At 41.2% G+C, this 16,091-nt stretch carries 16 protein-coding genes, 3 tRNA genes and 1 other RNA gene; 6 read left to right on the top strand and 14 right to left on the bottom strand.

Features of this window, described 5'->3' with window-relative positions; genetic code table 11:
* Positions 1–52: 52 nt before the first annotated feature.
* From purT to BQ2633_RS02030, 3 genes are all read right to left on the bottom strand, one after another.
* Positions 53–1,228 carry a formate-dependent phosphoribosylglycinamide formyltransferase gene (gene purT / locus BQ2633_RS02040; RefSeq protein ID WP_075564796.1) on the bottom strand — a complete coding sequence of 392 codons (1,176 nt, stop codon included), beginning with the start codon at positions 1,226–1,228 and terminating at the stop codon, positions 53–55.
* Positions 1,229–1,571: 343 nt separating this feature from the next.
* The gene (locus BQ2633_RS02035) at positions 1,572–2,150 is read right to left on the bottom strand and encodes an RNA polymerase sigma factor (protein WP_075564795.1); all 579 of its coding nucleotides are present in this window, start codon (positions 2,148–2,150) and stop codon (positions 1,572–1,574) included.
* Positions 2,151–2,316: 166 nt separating this feature from the next.
* On the bottom strand, positions 2,317–2,736 hold the full coding sequence (locus tag BQ2633_RS02030) for a DUF1304 domain-containing protein (RefSeq protein ID WP_346047980.1): 420 nt from the start codon (positions 2,734–2,736) through the stop codon (positions 2,317–2,319).
* 203 nt (positions 2,737–2,939) lie between these two features.
* Here BQ2633_RS02030 and BQ2633_RS02025 point away from each other — a divergent pair, with 203 nt between their 5' ends.
* Together BQ2633_RS02025 and BQ2633_RS02020 are read left to right on the top strand one after the other, a co-directional pair.
* Entirely contained in the window at positions 2,940–3,893 is a 954-nt protein-coding gene (locus tag BQ2633_RS02025; protein WP_075564794.1) for a ribonucleotide-diphosphate reductase subunit beta, read from the top strand.
* A 78-nt stretch (positions 3,894–3,971) separates the two neighbouring features.
* Positions 3,972–5,642 carry a ribonucleoside-diphosphate reductase subunit alpha gene (locus BQ2633_RS02020; protein ID WP_075564793.1) on the top strand — a complete coding sequence of 557 codons (1,671 nt, stop codon included), beginning with the start codon at positions 3,972–3,974 and terminating at the stop codon, positions 5,640–5,642.
* A gap of 854 nt (positions 5,643–6,496) precedes the next feature.
* Here BQ2633_RS02020 and ssrA read toward each other — a convergent pair.
* The 7 genes from ssrA to BQ2633_RS01975 form a co-directional block, all read right to left on the bottom strand.
* Positions 6,497–6,895, bottom strand: a transfer-messenger RNA (tmRNA) gene (gene ssrA, locus BQ2633_RS02010).
* A gap of 143 nt (positions 6,896–7,038) precedes the next feature.
* Positions 7,039–7,953, bottom strand: a complete 915-nt coding sequence (locus BQ2633_RS02005) for an ATP-binding protein (RefSeq protein WP_141700109.1) — start codon at positions 7,951–7,953, stop codon at positions 7,039–7,041.
* 330 nt (positions 7,954–8,283) lie between these two features.
* Complete coding sequence (locus BQ2633_RS01995; RefSeq protein WP_075564789.1) at positions 8,284–8,556, bottom strand: hypothetical protein; 273 nt, start codon at positions 8,554–8,556, stop codon at positions 8,284–8,286.
* 2 nt (positions 8,557–8,558) lie between these two features.
* Positions 8,559–8,969: a hypothetical protein gene (locus BQ2633_RS01990; protein ID WP_075564788.1), complete on the bottom strand. Its 411-nt coding sequence runs from the start codon at positions 8,967–8,969 to the stop codon at positions 8,559–8,561.
* 7 nt (positions 8,970–8,976) lie between these two features.
* The gene (locus BQ2633_RS01985; protein WP_075564787.1) at positions 8,977–9,363 is read right to left on the bottom strand and encodes a hypothetical protein; all 387 of its coding nucleotides are present in this window, start codon (positions 9,361–9,363) and stop codon (positions 8,977–8,979) included.
* 1 nt (position 9,364) lies between these two features.
* Positions 9,365–9,757, bottom strand: coding sequence for a hypothetical protein (locus tag BQ2633_RS01980; RefSeq protein ID WP_075564786.1), 393 nt, complete (start codon positions 9,755–9,757; stop codon positions 9,365–9,367).
* 30 nt (positions 9,758–9,787) lie between these two features.
* Positions 9,788–10,009: a DUF6140 family protein gene (locus tag BQ2633_RS01975; RefSeq protein WP_075564785.1), complete on the bottom strand. Its 222-nt coding sequence runs from the start codon at positions 10,007–10,009 to the stop codon at positions 9,788–9,790.
* A gap of 329 nt (positions 10,010–10,338) precedes the next feature.
* Here BQ2633_RS01975 and BQ2633_RS01970 point away from each other — a divergent pair, with 329 nt between their 5' ends.
* Together BQ2633_RS01970 and BQ2633_RS01965 are read left to right on the top strand one after the other, a co-directional pair.
* On the top strand, positions 10,339–10,605 hold the full coding sequence (locus BQ2633_RS01970; protein WP_141700108.1) for a hypothetical protein: 267 nt from the start codon (positions 10,339–10,341) through the stop codon (positions 10,603–10,605).
* A 116-nt stretch (positions 10,606–10,721) separates the two neighbouring features.
* Complete coding sequence (locus BQ2633_RS01965) at positions 10,722–12,413, top strand: hypothetical protein (RefSeq protein ID WP_075564783.1); 1,692 nt, start codon at positions 10,722–10,724, stop codon at positions 12,411–12,413.
* Between the two features lie 85 nt (positions 12,414–12,498).
* Here BQ2633_RS01965 and BQ2633_RS01960 read toward each other — a convergent pair whose 3' ends face one another.
* The 4 genes from BQ2633_RS01960 to BQ2633_RS01945 form a co-directional block, all read right to left on the bottom strand.
* A complete protein-coding gene (locus BQ2633_RS01960) occupies positions 12,499–12,993 on the bottom strand; it encodes a murein L,D-transpeptidase catalytic domain-containing protein (RefSeq protein WP_083233899.1) in 495 nt (164 codons plus the stop codon).
* A gap of 278 nt (positions 12,994–13,271) precedes the next feature.
* Positions 13,272–13,345 (bottom strand) — tRNA-Arg (locus tag BQ2633_RS01955).
* A gap of 40 nt (positions 13,346–13,385) precedes the next feature.
* A tRNA-Arg gene (locus BQ2633_RS01950) sits at positions 13,386–13,459 on the bottom strand.
* 21 nt (positions 13,460–13,480) lie between these two features.
* Positions 13,481–13,554: transfer RNA gene (locus tag BQ2633_RS01945), tRNA-Asp, on the bottom strand.
* 390 nt (positions 13,555–13,944) lie between these two features.
* Between BQ2633_RS01945 and BQ2633_RS01940 the strand changes: the two genes are divergently transcribed.
* Positions 13,945–15,144, top strand: coding sequence for an L-serine ammonia-lyase, iron-sulfur-dependent, subunit alpha (locus BQ2633_RS01940; RefSeq protein ID WP_075564781.1), 1,200 nt, complete (start codon positions 13,945–13,947; stop codon positions 15,142–15,144).
* A 119-nt stretch (positions 15,145–15,263) separates the two neighbouring features.
* On the top strand, positions 15,264–16,082 hold the full coding sequence (gene panB / locus BQ2633_RS01935) for a 3-methyl-2-oxobutanoate hydroxymethyltransferase (protein WP_075564780.1): 819 nt from the start codon (positions 15,264–15,266) through the stop codon (positions 16,080–16,082).
* Positions 16,083–16,091 lie beyond the last annotated feature (9 nt).

The following is a 16,091-nucleotide window of genomic DNA, read 5'->3' as shown; positions in this document are numbered from 1 at the left end:
AGATATCTCTTACCCATGCAATCCATGTAGGTTTTCCAACCTAGCAGGGTTTTTACTTTGTGGGTGAAACTACCTCGACATAGCTAGCGAGTCGCTTTGCTTTATCACGGATGTTGTCAAGGTCTTCAGATAGTTCTCCGCTAACAACGACAACACCCATACGGCGATTAGGACGGGTAGTAGGTTTGCCAAAGAGGCGAATATCTGCGTCCTCTTCACAAGTAAGTTCGATACCTTTATAACTAGGAGGCTCGTTAGAAGTTTCTGTAGCAAGGATAACTGCGCTGGCGCCCTTACGTAAAGTTTTGATGCATGGTACGGGCAACCCTAGGGCAGCGCGGCAATGTAGTTCAAATTCGTTGAAGTTTTGAGTACCTGCAAGAGTCACCATGCCAGTGTCGTGTGGGCGAGGAGAGAGTTCGCTAAAGTAAACACCATTTTCGCGGCTAATGAAGAATTCTACACCCCACACCCCAGCACCAGTAAGTGCTTCGGTTATCGCTTTTGCCATGCGTTGGGCTTCTTCCAAATGCTGTGGATCCATAGCCAAAGGTTGGAAGCTCTCACGGTAGTCACCGCCTTTCTGCACATGGCCTATGGGAGGGCAGAAGAGTGTATTGCCATTGTCTTGGGTGACGGTGAGAAGGGTTATCTCATAGTCGAAGTTGACAAACTCTTCAACAATGAGTTCTTGGACGTCACCGCGACTTCCTGCCATACCATACTCAAAGGCTGCGGGCACTTCCTCTGCACTTTTTACCAATGATTGTCCCTTACCACTTGATGACATCAAAGGTTTGACAATGCAAGGGTAACCAATCTTGTCTGCGGCAGTTTGGAGTTCTTCCTGCGTAGTAGCATAAAAGTATTTGGCAGTCTTAAGACCCAACTCGATTGCTGCCAAATCGCGAATCGCTTTGCGGTTCATTGTGAAGTTTACGGCACGTGCTGAAGGCACGACGTGTACTCCTTGTTTTTCGTAGTCGTAAAGACGTTCTGTGCGAATAGCCTCAATCTCACAGATGATAACATCAGGCTGATGCTTTGCCACGACGGCATCAAGGGCGTCACCATCGAGCATCGAGAAAACTTCGTATTCATCTGCCACTTGCATAGCAGGAGCACCTGCATAGTTGTCGCAGGCAATGATGTGTTGTCCCAAGCGTTGGGCGGCGATGGTGAACTCTTTACCGAGTTCTCCAGAACCAAGGAGTAGAATTTTCTTCATATTGTGGGGGGATTGTTGAGGCTATGTTTAGCAACAGTTGTGTTGTGTGGCAACCAATTGTGTGAGAATAAGAGATGAATCAGAGTGGATGGTTGCCAACTTTGTGCATTCGCGAGCGAATTGCTTGATTTTTTCAATCGAGGTGGCATTCGGTTGTGAACGTTCTTGTGTAAAATCAGTCATAGGCACGTAATAAGAGTGTATAAAATTATACCCTTATAACGTGCCTATGCCGTTTTTAGTATCTCATATAGACTGAAATTTTGAGAAAATTATCTTTCTCACATCGTGGCTTTGCAAAACACCAAAGTTTTGTCACGAAAATAACTGTAGACTTCAGTGGTTAGTCTAAAGTCACTTGCTGAGCTTGCGCTATTTTTCGCAGATTTAGTAGGGCATAACGCATACGTCCAAGCGAAGTGTTAATACTAACCCCGGTCTTGCTAGCGATTTCTTTAAAGGAATAATCTTGGAAATAGCGCATTCGCACCACCTCTTGTTGTTCCTTTGGCAATAAATCCACTAAAGATGCCAACCGACCGAGCAACATCTCATATTCAAACGTATCTTCTTGCGCTGCTGCAGGTGCATTCTCCCACGGATCAGTATTACTTTCAGTTGGGGAAAGACTGATGTCGCTATCGTTGCGGAAATAATCTATGATTAAGTTGTGAGCAATGCGTGTAACCCAGGCATAGAATTTCCCCGAATCCGTATATTTACCTTGTCGCAAGTTGAGAATCACTTTGATAAACGTTTCTTGGAAAAGATCGTTCGCCAAATCCTCTTGGTGCACACGAGCGAGAATATATTGAAAAAGTTTATCCTTATATCGTTCTAGCAAGCAGTCGAAAGCCTCATTGCACCCCATCATGTAATAACCTACCAGCATTTGGTCGGTCATCATCTTGTAATTGTCCATGACTAATGATGTTTATGTATTGATAGATGCGTAGAGGTGTTTCGATAGGCTATTTCAATATTTTGGAAGTTTGACGGCAAAGGTAAGCATTTTCGGTGGAATTGTCAAGAGATTCTCATTCTTTTTGGTCGTGATAGGCGCTGATGCAGGAAGTAAAAGATTAGGATTATCCGAAAAGAATGAGACTGAGTAATGCCAAAATGGGGAATCCTCCTTGCTTTATCAGAATTATCCATTGGGAGCTAATCGCACCATAAACAGCAACTAAGACAGCGAAACTCAAGAAGAGCATAGATACCTCGCAAGTGTTGTGTGAAACAAAAGCCCCGTATAGAAGCCCAACACCAATAAGTGCATTGTAAACACCTTGATTTTTCATTAGCGTGTTCAATGATTTACCAGAGAGTTCATCCACAGACATTCTAAATGTCTTGGCTGTTCGCTGAGAATTGGTGAGGAGAGTTTCAAGTATAAAGATGTAGAGAAAGAGTAGTGCAGAAAGTACAACGAGAATAAGCGAAATAGTATGCATAATAGCTGTTGTAAAATGATAGAGGATGATTGTTTCCAAAGAGATACATTGCATGATGGTTTGAATATAAATTATATATGCAATTCTTGCCTTGGAGTAAGTGCAAATATAGTCAATTAATCTGAGATTTGCCCCCTTTGATAGACGCTGATTGCAGAAGTTGAAAATTGGAATAATAGAAGATTTTTTCTTTCTCGAATGATGCGCTTAATCGTTATTTTTATCGTATCTTTGCGCAGAAAATAAACGAAAAAACAATGGGTATATTTGATAAACGGGTGAATTTCAAACCCTTTGAATACCCCGAGACGATGGACTTTGTCGATAAGATGAACAAAACGTTTTGGGTGCATAGTGAAGTGGAGTTTACCTCCGATATTCAGAACTTTCATTCTAACCTATCTTCCATCGAGAAAGAGGTCGTAAAGCGCAGCTTGCTAAGTATCGCGCAGGTGGAAGTCTCTGTGAAAACCTTTTGGGGTGACCTTTATAAGCATCTTCCAAAGCCAGAATTCAATGGTCTTGGCGCAACTTTCTCAGAGTGTGAACATCGCCATGCAATGGCTTATTCGCAGTTGCTCGAGGTACTTGGATATAATGATGAATTTGAAGCTCTCATCGAGATTCCTGTCTTCAAACATAAGCTAGGGCTTATCGAAGACCATTTCAATTCTAAGAAGACTTTTGTGGAGAAATTACTCTTCTTCGTCATCGTTATTGAGAACTCTTCGCTTTTCTCACAGTTTGCGAATATTCTTTCTTTCACGCACTTCCGCGGTTATATGCGAAGCACTTCTAACATCATTGCGTGGACTTCTATTGACGAGCAAACGCATGCTGATGCAGGAGTTTATCTTCTCACACAAATATTTAAGGAACATCCTGAATTGCGTCCTTCACAAGAAGTGGTAGAACAAACTGTGAAAGATTACCTCGAATATGAGGTGGAACTCCTCAATTGGATTTATGAAGAAGGAGAATTGGAATTCTTTACCAAGCAAAATCTCCTCGACTTTATGAAGTATCGTGTAGACACCTCGTTGGCACAACTTGGCTATAACAAAATCTACAATATCAGTGATGAGGCCTACAAGCCTATGTTGTGGTTTGATGAGAATGTCTTTGCTAATGAACTCGATGATTTCTTTGCAAAGCGTCCTACTGCTTACACAAAGCACGATAAAGCTTTCGATGCTGATAGCCTTTTCTAAAGGTTCTTACTTCATGTGACTATACTAATCAGGAGGTCTTATATACTCTCCTAATCTAAATATTTTTCTCACTCTCTCATGACTAAAGCCCTCCCTTGGTGGTATAATGACGAATCGGAAGCCGTGTTGAACCGTGGCTATTTGCTCCATGGCGAAACGATTCACGATGCTATTGACCGAATCACGGGTGCCGCTGCGCGCCGTTTATATCGTCCCGAACTTCAGGAACGATTTGCAGAACTCATCTATAAAGGTTGGATGAGTTGTAGTTCTCCCGTATGGTCTAATCTTGGCACATCCCGTGGTTTGCCCATCTCTTGTTTTGGTTGCAACATCCCAGACAGCATCGAAGGTATTACTATCAAGTTGGGTGAGGTGATGATGCAAACCAAACATGGTGGCGGTACCTCTGCCTATTTTGGCAATTTGCGTGGTCGTGGTGCAGCGATTACCAATAATGGTAAGTCGTCTGGTGCTGTGTCTTTCATGCGTCTCTTTGATACTGTTATGGACACAGTGTCTCAAGGTGCAACTCGTCGTGGCTCTTTTGCAGCCTATCTAGACATCGACCACCCCGACATTAAGGAGTTCCTACAAATCAAGGATATCGGAAGCCCGATCCAAAATCTTTTTTACGCTGTTTGTGTGCCTGACTATTGGATGCAGGAAATGATTGACGGCGATATGGAGAAACGAGAAATCTGGGCAAAAGTGCTAGAGAGTCGTCAGCAGAAAGGGTTGCCATATATCCAATTCTCTGACAATGTCAATGCAACTCGTCCTGACATCTACAAGCATTTAGGGTTGGAAATCACTCACTCTAACCTTTGCAATGAGATTCAACTACCTGATGCGGAAGACGAAAGCTTTGTATGTTGTCTTTCTTCTATGAATCTCGAACTTTGGGAAGAGTGGAAGGACACAGATGCAGTGCAACTCGCTATTTGGTTCCTGGATGCAGTGATGTCAGAGTTTATTGAAAAGACAAAAGACTCCCCATTCTTGCGCCAGGCAAACAAGTTTGCTGAGCGTCACCGCGCTCTCGGACTTGGTGTACTTGGGTGGCACTCCCTTTTGCAGAAGAACCGCATTTCTTTTGAATCAATGGAGGCCAAAGCTTTGACTAATCAGGTTTTCCGCCACATTCGTGAGGAGGCTAAAGCTGCTTCTCTCACTTTGGCACAAACTTATGGTCCAGCTCCTATCTTCAATGAAAGTCCAGGTTTTGAAGGAACTAAGTATCGAAATACAACAGTTCTGGCGATTGCTCCTACTACTTCTAGTTCGTCAATCCTCGGTCAGGTGTCTCCTGGTATTGAACCATATTCGTCCAACTACTACAAGGCTGGTCTCTCCAAGGGTAACTTCATTCGCAAGAATCGTTATCTAGAAGCACTCCTTGAAGAGAAGGGCAAGAACAACGATGAGGTGTGGCGCAATATTATGCTCAATCAGGGTTCTGTGCAACATCTTGATTTTCTTACCCAAGAGGAAAAAGATGTATTCAAGACCTTTAAGGAAATTTCTCAGCGTGAACTGATCATTCAAGCTTCTATTCGTCAAAAGTTTATTGACCAAGGTCAATCTTTGAATATCAACATTCCATCCGCCCTTGCTGTGCGCGATGTGAATGCGCTTATCATTGAGGCATGGAAGTTGGGAATTAAAGGATTGTACTACCAACGTAGCCAAAGCATCAGTAAGGAGTTGCTTAGCAATATTGTAGATTGCAAGAGCTGTGAGGCATAATGGTGAAAAGATAAGCATAAAGCTAGCAGATGTTGGCAGACGCTCCATAGTTAGTTTTTTCTGATTTTCCATATTTTCATTTTTTGTAGAGGGTGCACTAAACGATTGTTTAGCGCACCCTTTTGTTTATGCTTTTATCTGTGTTGTCAAAACCTAAAAACACACAGAATCAAGATTAAAAGATGTTGTGATAGAGATTTCGTTATGGACTTTTATACTGGTTGTACTTTCATACAGTGTCTAGTATTGCCTATTGCTGGTTCATTCTATTCCTACTTCACTCTTTTCTCCTGAGGGCAGCCGAACTTGTGGTTTCTTTGTTGTCTGGTTAGCGTTAGTAGTTTCCTTCAGCTTTCTCGTGCGCGCGTCACACGTGCGCATTCCCTGGTAATTCCTATTTTTTGCTTTCACAACCTTCACAACATGACTGAGAAATAATCCTCATATAGGGGAAAAGTTTACGGTGCGTTTCTCAAAAAAACTCGGACTTTTTGAGAAATATCTCCGACGTTTTTGGGAAAAACTCCCACGTTTTTTCGGAAATCTCCCACATTTCTTCGAGATTCTCCGACGATTCTACACGTAGATTCGACTTTTGTTGCCTGCTCTTGTTTTTTGTAAGTCTCTTTCTTATGATTTTGTGTGTAGCGTTGCGGTATCCATCCTCCCATCATAGAAGAGAGGAATTAAGAAAACTCACGCTGTTTGTGTGAAGGTTGTGAAAGCAAAAATGTAGAAATCCCTGTTACGCGCGCGAGGGGAATTTTAGTAGAAAACTTGTGCACCAAATTTTGAGGAAAAGGGTTGGAAAACAAAAAAGAAGCAACAGAATATTCTGTTGCTTCTTGATAAGTATGTGGAGCTGGAGGGGATTGAACCCTCGTCCAAACGGAGAGCCAACTAGCTTTCTACACGCTTAGTTTCCCTTTGATTGTCGGGCAGCACTGCGATGGAAACAACCTAATATGCTGCCGTATCCTCTAAAATTTCAGCGAACCACCGAGGCTTGGCTTGCCAATCTCCTTCTTACTGCACCACCATGTCAAGACGCAAAGGAGCGGATGCTCTTGGGTGATGTCTCGTCCCAACTCCTAGAGAAGGGATAAAGCTAATCTACTATACTTCGATTAAGCAGCGAGAGCAAAGTTGTTTTCGCCAGATAAATTGTTGAAAGCCGAGATTATAGTGCCCACTTCCGTCCGCACTGCGTGCTTACTAACCACCTCGAACCGCTGTCAAATCCAGTCAGCCCCGTAGTAGTAACTGCAAAGATAATACTTTCTTTTGGATTGGACAAATAGAATTTGTGATTCTAAGCTTTGATTCTTTTTCTCCGAAGGAAATTCCATTGATGCGTATCTTTATGTTGCAATGGACACAGCCAACAACTCTGTATTTAATTTTGTTCCTTCTTTTCTATGGCTGATTTTATTTGCTCCTTGATTGAACTATTGAATCTATTTATTTTGCTTGCTTCTTCTTTTAAACGATTCATTTCTTGCTTCTTTAGCTTGAAACGTTCTACAAAGTCTGAAATCTCAAACATCGCATTTTCTTCTTCTTTTGTAGCTTTTGAAAGCAACGTTTCAAGAATTGCACTTTTGATTTCACGTCCCGAAAACCCCTCAGCTTCTTTACTTATTAGTTGCAAGTCTTCAAAAGAGTAGTTGGAACTAAAAGGAAGTTGCTTAGGTAACATTTTAGAAATAATTCTTGTTCGTGCTTCTTCATTTGGAAGTTCAAACTTAATATGCTTTAGAATGCGCGACTCAAAAGCTTTGTCAAAGTTCGTAACAAGGTTCGTAGCAAAGAGAACGACACCTGAAAACTCTTCCAGTAGAATCAACATTTGACTCCTTAGTGAATTGAGAGCTTGGTCTGCACCTTGTGTTACATTTTCAATGCGCTTTCCTAGGAACGAGTCAGCTTCATCAAAAAACATAACACAATTGTATTCTTTGGCTACATCAAAAGCTTGTTGGAGATTCTTAGGAGCTTCTCCGACATACTTAGATTCGATTTCTGAATAGTTGAGAGATAGTAATGGTCGTTGAAGGAAATGTGAGATTGCGTGAGCACACATTGTTTTTCCTGTTCCAGGAGGACCATAGAAGTTCAACACACTTTTAGGTACTGGATCCACAGTTTCAAACCCCCAATCTTTATAAATCAAATTTTGATGCTTGATGATATTTAGAGCTTCATCAATTTCTTGTTTCACTTCTTTGGGCAATATCATTTGCTCAAAAGAATACTTTGGTGAAGTTGGCGCGAACAAAGACACGTTGTTAGGCTTGTTTTCTTCTTCCATAGTCTTCGTTGGTCGATTTTTTCTCTCTGAAAGTGTTGCTTTAATATGAAGCTGAACATTATTGGGAAGTTCGAGACTAATACGTTCTAGGTGGTTATTCAACCACTTTTTAAGCTCCTAAATAAAGCCTTGACTTTTGTGAATAGAGAAACAAGCATTATTTGTAATCTTATACTTTTGTTCTACATTTTGCTTAGATTGCAATAGAAGAAGTTCAATGTTATAATTGAGATGAGAGAATTCTTCTTGGGCTTGTATGCAAGAGAGGTGCTTAAATAACTGCTGTTTGGTTTCTCGCAAGAATGATTCACTATTGAAATTTATCATAGGCTATGTATATAATAACATTCCAGCCTTAAGGCTTGAATCAACACCTTCTTTTGACATAAATGATTCTTTGCCAACGTATTCATTGGTTTGTTGGTCAAAAATCCCCACGTCAATAGCATTTTTTCCAGCCTCAAGAATCTCTGCTCTTAGTTTGCGTTTAGAGTACTTCTCTTTGAGTTTAGCTATAATATCTTTCTTTGTGATTATAGTATATAGAACAATACAAGCACTCGAAAGCCCCGCAAAGAGGAGAAAAGGCAATAGTGGAAGCATACTTATGATAATACAATAATATCCGATTGAGTTGTTTGCAACATCTCGTTCAGTTTCATTCCAAAACTCTTCGCATGGATTATTTGTGCGTCAGTAATGCAATCCTTTGTTTTGTTATATACAGCTACAATGATTGTTGTATATCCATCCTTCTGAAGTTTGGAGGAAGGTGTAATATGAAGTTTTGACACCTTGGAGGATTGGGGATGGATAAGACAGGGGATGTCTACTTCTTTATTTAGATCTTTATTTTTGAAGAAATCAACAACATCTGACAACTTGAGTTCTCCATCAAGGGTTTCTTCATCAATGGAAGATACATCTAATGTTGTTTTTTTTCCTTTCTTGCTTGCATAATACAATCCTCCTCCTATGAGTAGGACTAGAGCACTGGCAATAATAAATTCTTTCATAATGGTTCTAATTTAGAACGATAATATCATTGTTTGAATATTGATTGAAGATAGATTGCGTTTCGCTATCTAATTCGTCAGCACCTAAAATCTGCAGATCAGTGATTTCATCTGTCTCTGTATCATAAACAGCTTGAGCTACAACGTTCTCATTTGACCATATATTTTCGTCTAGTTTGTGAACAGGAGCTGTTTTCAACAAGTCTCGTAGGGTTTTCCCTTTGAAAACAGTTGGAATGTGTTTACCCTTTTTCAACAATCGGCCCTTGAACCAAGATACGATGTGTTCTATGAACTTAAGGACACCGTGGATGAGTTTGGTAGCTAGTCTCTTTACGAAAGAGATAAAACTACGCAAAGCAGTTTTGATGAAGTTGAGAATGTTTTCTAACATATTATTCAATGATTATAACGTTACTAGCACCAAATAGTGTTTCTACCTCTCTCTTTAGTGCTTCAGAAGTAATGCAGATTCCTAGATTCTGTTCCTTGGGTAGGAGCACTCGATTGTTTGCATAAACAACAAATAGATAGTTGTGTTGTTTATCGGATTGCTTGATGACACAAGCTTGATTAGAATTGGGCACAACATTCTCTTTAATTATAGAGACTAAAGTCGCCTTATCTAGCAGAGATACTGAGTAGTTCTTGCTTACTTCTGGTACATCAGTAAGGTCTTTCCAAGTTTGTGAAACTTGTTTCTTTGCCCAATGAAGAACTTCTTGAAAAGCTTTTACAGCAAATTCCTTGAGTTTCTCCATTGCTTGAGGTGGAATTTTCATGTTCATATTGTAAAGTTTTGAATGAATGTCTTAGTATTATCCCATCTTCACATCCAAGAAGCTGGCATTCAGTGCGCCTGCTGCGCGAAGATCCACTCCGTACATACGAAGAAAAGCGTCGACAACAAGTTGTCCGTTGTTGAAATAAACAGGATTTCCTGCGTTGCATGGAACGGTGACTGACATTCCAGGCTCAATGAGTAACTGACCGCTGGGATCGTGTTTGCGCATTTTGGTGGTGATGGTGTAGAGTGCCATGATATAAAGATTATAATGTTTTCGCTTGTAGAAGAAAGGAAAGGCTTGAACACAAAAATGGCGCAAGTCAGTCTTTACTTCTAGGTACAGGTATCGGCAAACACCTCATCACAGAAGAAACAAACTGCTCACGCCTAAGTATAACAATAATGCGAAAGAATAGATTTCTTTTTCTTGTCTGCAAAAAACAGATAACAAACTCAATGAAAGTACAGTCTGACAGAACAGAGCTGTTCGTCTCAATGAAAAAAGAAATCGATTAACATTGTGCACTCCTTATGAGTGCACAATGTATCGACCGCATTTGTCATAGACAAAAGGGGAACGTCATGTTTGCTGTCTTTGTGATGCTTGAAATTTTGCCGATTTCGTACCTTAAGACAACGCAGAAAGCGCATATAGCAAACAACCAAGTAAGGTGGCGAATGGCCAATCCTTCATTGTTGCTGTTGCAAAGATATATCTTTCTTCCGACATGGCGTTCTTTTATTTCAACTTTTCTGGAAGTATATGTCGATTTGCTTTGCAAAAGTAATTATTTATCTTGGTTATTTGCAGTTGCGCAGGGCTTGGAGTTTTTAGAAAATGATGATTAGGTGCGCGAGTGAGAGGTGATGCACCTAGTTTTGTAAAAAGGGAGCGATATGCCACAGAGAATTTGTTTATTTATAGAAAAGAGCCTACCTTTGCAGTTAAATAAAGCAACAATAATATGGCAAATAATAAGGTAGAACCACAAAAGGAGAACGAATTAAACGTACTCTCAGACAGCGTTCCTTGCGAGGCTAGACAAGCAACGATTCTAGCTGTGCTTCGTCAGCGGTATTTTTCAACTTCCAATTCAGTCCTTGCCATTCGACTAGGAGTGGATAAGGGAATTCTCAAGCGTTATGTAGATAGGAAAAAGAGGAGCTACGAAGAATCGACCAACTCCATTTGGGACAGTCTCAAAAGTTATTATGGCTTTAAACCGCAATATCTGCTCAATGCGCGCGTTGTGTTAGACTTGTCTTTAAAAATGTCGGATGATGCCGATGCGCGCAACGCCAAAAAGGAAAAGATAGCCGAAAAATGGATTGCTTGTTTCTTAAAATCCCAATCACCATTTGATGATAAGGAACAAGCACCGAAGTGGTGGCTGGAATTAAACCAGTTGTTTGCCAACAATCCTCAAGCATTCTTAGAAACTCTTGCAGCTTTCTATTTGCGTCAAAAAGGATTGTTCAGCGTAAACCGCCATCAGAGCCATCGCAAAGCAGCCTACAGAAGTTTTATGCTGCAAAACGATGAAACGCTCGAGGACGAAACCTGGTATTCGCTCAATAAGTCGCAGCCAAATGTTGCGCTCTTGAAGTCTGCCTATGAAGATTTAGCCAATTATTTAAGAAACGATTTCAAACTATTGGAGTATTTTGAAGCCTATGCCGATATGTATGACGTTTTGCTTCAGCGATTATCGTTCTCTGCTGCGGTGAGTGTGGCTTTTGGCTCCTTCTTGTTGCGAAGCGCAATTGATCCTTTTGCATTTCTCTCCTTGAATCAAGTGGGAAAAGTAATGGGACTGGGCAAATTGTCTTGGTGGTATGCAGAGAACACCCTACCTTCCGATGAAAAAGTGCACGTGTGGGCTATCTTAGAACCAACCATAACAACCTCTGGCGAGCGCATCCCATTGATGTATGTCTGGTTAGAATTTGAAGTCCTTCGCCAAGAAAGTAAGTTCAGTTTCAAAATGTGCAAGTTGCATCAACCCGTCTTTGATGATTGGCGAAAGCAAATGCGCTGCAATACGATTACGGACAATGCTATGCCAGCTTATAGTAACTATTGTTATGAACTGAGCGATGACAAGCAAACCTTATACTTAGATTTTGAGGAAAATGCCGCAAAAAGTTGCAAGACTAAGTCTGTGTTGCCTTCTACGCTTTGTCGCATTGAGAAAAATGATGAATGGGTCAGACTCGTGAGACAAAACGAAAACTACCTCATCAAAGAAAGTCACGAATGGGTGCCTAAAGACCAAGAGCAAGATGTGCTTATCAGAAGATTGTTGGACTTCAAACTCCAACTGTTCTTTGGTGCCAACGGGTGGAAGCCCTATTCCCCCGAAGAACTTCTGGTTACGGATGTCATTGTGGGGCGAAAGGCAATTGAAATCAAGGTTGAGGGCAAGGACTTAAGCGTATCAAAGGTTGAAGTGCCGCTCTCAACGGATGAAAGACTCCGACAAGTTCTCCCTTCTGATGAAATCATCCCTGTTTCTATCAAACAGACTGATGCGAAGAAAGGAGAGGAAAGATATGTTACTGCTTTTTATTGGCCAAAATTGGATTTTGCCATAACGGTTAATTATTTACATACCAAGGAAGTGGGGAGTGTCGATAGTTCTGGTAGGGGAGTGTAGTGTCCTGTGGGGAACAAAGAGAAAAGAGCATCTAGACAATTGCTAGATGCTCTTTTGTTGTAATTCCTTTTTTGTTTTTGTGCGATTACATTACTGCATAGAGAAATTTCAATTTCCTTTGCTGATATAACTTTACGACTTTGTCCATACTCTCGTTGTCTATAGCAAAGCAACCATTGCTTGCATTAGATAAGGGGAGGTTGAAAAATGGAATCCATTTCCACGATGTTACCATTTTACTATTGTGGATACAGATACCTCTTCTTAGGGCATTACTATTGGTGGGGCTTAGTCCTTTTAGTCTGAGGTATTTTATAGCTCCTTTTACGTAAAAACCTACAATTTGAAATTTACCTACAGAAGAGCAGTTACTTCCTACTTTATTACTGATTTCAGGGTTGCTTCTGGTGCTTTTTCCGCCTTGTCCATGTGCACACTTGCAGGAAAATAGCTCGGTGTTATAAGGAGTGTAAACCACAAATCTCTTAGTGGAGGAAGGTTTGCTGAAATCAACCTTGATATAATTTTGAGCACAGAGATTGCAGGCAAATAAAAGCATCAAAAAAGTAAATATTCGCATGATTTTTTGTGCTTAATTAATGTAAGACAGAAGGTCGGTTTATCTTTGCTTGGGCTAAAAAAGTAGTGTCCAAAGAAGTTTGATTTTAAATATCGAAAAGTTGGCTGGTTCTTTATGTCGTGTTGCTAGCTGAACCTGTATAAAAAAGGGCTTGGTATTTGTGGAGACGTTAGAGATCTTATCTAGAAGAGATGATATTAAAAGAGTGGGAGAGTGTAAGGTAACAGAGAGAGTATATATAAACAAAAAGCATCTTCTCCAAAGGGAAGATGCTATTGTGACTCCGACAGGATTCAAACCTGTAACCTTCTGATCCGTAGTCAGATGCTCTATTCAGTTGAGCTACGGAGCCGTTAGTCTGATAATTTTAATCTTCCTCAGACAAGAAAGAGTGATTCCGACAGGATTCAAACCTGTAACCTTCTGATCCGTAGTCAGATGCTCTATTCAGTTGAGCTACGGAACCCTTTGAACATCTTGTGATGTGCGGTGCGTACGGGACTCGAACCCGTGACCCCATGCGTGACAGGCATGTATTCTAACCAACTGAACTAACGCACCATTTGGGGTTTTTATTTTTGAGGTTTATCGTTCAACGTTGTTTTGTTGTCCGTTGTTCCTCGTTTGCGATTGCAAAGGAAATACATTTTTCCGAATCTACCAAATATTCTCCCGATTTTTTTTGAGAAAAGTGCATTTTTCTCAGTTTGTTGGGGCTTTTGAGGTATATAAGCGGAAATAAATGAGTATATTCACCTGTCATACGACAAAAAAGCCGTACCTTTGTAGTTGCATTCGTCTTTGCAAAAAGTGTCGAAACACAGCTATTGTGATTTAGAAAGTGAGTGCAAGACGAAGAACTACCTTTCACCAATCCAAACTTAATGATGCTTTGCTAAGGTGTGAATAAGGTGACACAGCCGAAAACGGCGAACAAGCACAAAAACAATAATGAAAAGTCTCAGAGAACTCTTTCGCATAGGCTATGGGCCGAGCAGTTCCCACACAATGGGGCCACGATCAGCTGCAGAACAATTTCTTCAACGTCATCCTGAAGCCAACAGTTTTCGAGTGACCCTATATGGTAGTCTTGCGGCTACGGGAAAAGGTCACTTGACCGATGAAGCCGTTCGTGAAGTCTTAGGTGCTGAGCGCACAGAGATTGTATGGCATCCTGAAATAGTACTCCCTTTTCATCCTAATGGCATGAAATTTGAATGGCTAGATGCTGATGGAATGGGACAAGATGCTTGGACGGTGTTCTCAGTGGGCGGTGGTGCTTTAGCAGAAGAAGGCGATGATGCCAAAGAAACTCCAGATGTCTATGAATTTAATCGTTTGAATGACATCATGAAGTGGTGTGAAGAACGTGGCATGGACTATTGGAGTTATGTAGAAGCTAGAGAAGGACGAGAAATCTGGGACTTCCTCCGCGAGATATGGCAAGCCATGAAGGATGCTGTGGAAAGAGGCATAGAGCACGAAGGTGTGTTGCCTGGTGAGCTAAATCTGCAACGTAAAGCGCCACGCTATTATATTAAAGCACTTGGTTATGGCAAAAACTTGCAATCGCGTGGACTTGTTTTTGCTTATGCACTGGCAGTAAGTGAAGAAAATGCCGGTGGCGGACAAATTGTTACCGCTCCTACTTGTGGTTCTTGTGGCGTGGTTCCTGCTGTTTTGTATCATATCGCAAAGAGTCGCCAAGTCAGTGAAACGCGCATTCTCCATGCACTTGCGGTTGCTGGGCTTGTCGGAAATATTGCAAAAACTTTAGCTTCTATCTCTGGGGCAGAAGCTGGTTGTCAAGCCGAAGTAGGCGTGGCTTGTGCTATGGCAGCGGCAGCAGCAAACTATATATTTGGTGGTAGTCTACAGTCTATTGAGTATGCTGCAGAAATGGGACTAGAACATCATCTTGGAATGACTTGTGATCCCATCTGCGGTCTTGTGCAAATTCCTTGTATTGAGCGCAATGCTCATGCAGCAGCACGTGCGCTTGATGCTAACATATATGCCACTTTTGCTGAAGGCATTCACCACATCTCTTATGATAAGGCTGTGATTGTGATGGGAAAAACAGGGCGTGACCTTCCTTCTCTCTATCGTGAAACGTCTGAAGGTGGATTAGCAGAAGAGTATCACAAATAAACCTGATACACACTCTGTAATCAAGTTTTATATTCTCATTATTTATAAGTATGGGTTTATGCTAGTGCTTATGAATAAGCATAATATGCATAGATATTTCAAGAGACAACAACTATTATATGGCTGGATATTTAGTAGACGATTTACGTAAGGTGACAACACATCGCCTTTTGGAAATGAAACAACAAGGTAAGAAGATTGCTATGCTTACTTCTTACGATTACACCACTGCGACTATTGTGGACGGAGCAGGTGTTGACTGCATCCTTGTGGGGGATAGTGCTAGTAACGTAATGGCAGGTAATGTTACCACTTTGCCCATCACGCTTGATCAAATGATTTACCATGCTCGTTCCGTTGTGCGTGGAGTTCAGCGAGCTCTCGTTGTATGTGATATGCCTTTTGGTACATATCAGGTAAATGCTACGGACGGTGTGCGTAATGCTATCCGTATCATGCAGGAGACTGGTGCTGATGCACTTAAGCTAGAAGGTGGAGTTGAAATCATAGATACAGTTCGTAAAATCTTAGAAGCTGGTATTCCTGTGATGGGGCATTTAGGGTTAACCCCACAGAGCATCAACAAATTTGGCACGTATGCTGTGCGCGCCAAAGAGGAAGCAGAAGCAGCAAAATTGTTGAGTGACGCTAAAGCTCTGCAAGAGGCTGGGTGCTTTGCTATTGTTGTAGAAAAAGTACCTGCTTCACTAAATGCCAAAGTGTGCAAGCTACTCGATATCCCTGTAATCGGAATTGGTGCTGGAGCATCAGATGGTCAAGTCTTGGTTATTGACGATATGTTGGGTAAGAATAAGTCGTTCTCCCCTAAGTTTTTACGTCGATATGCAGATCTTCACACAATTATGACTGATGCTATCGGTAAATTCGTTGAAGATGTGAAGAGCTGCGACTTCCCCAATCAACAAGAACAGTATTAAATTTTTTGC

Origin of the sequence: Ihuprevotella massiliensis, assembly GCA_900095835.1 — a bacterium.
GTDB classification, from domain to species: domain Bacteria; phylum Bacteroidota; class Bacteroidia; order Bacteroidales; family Bacteroidaceae; genus Alloprevotella; species Alloprevotella massiliensis.
This window is presented reverse-complemented; position numbering and strand designations above follow the sequence as displayed.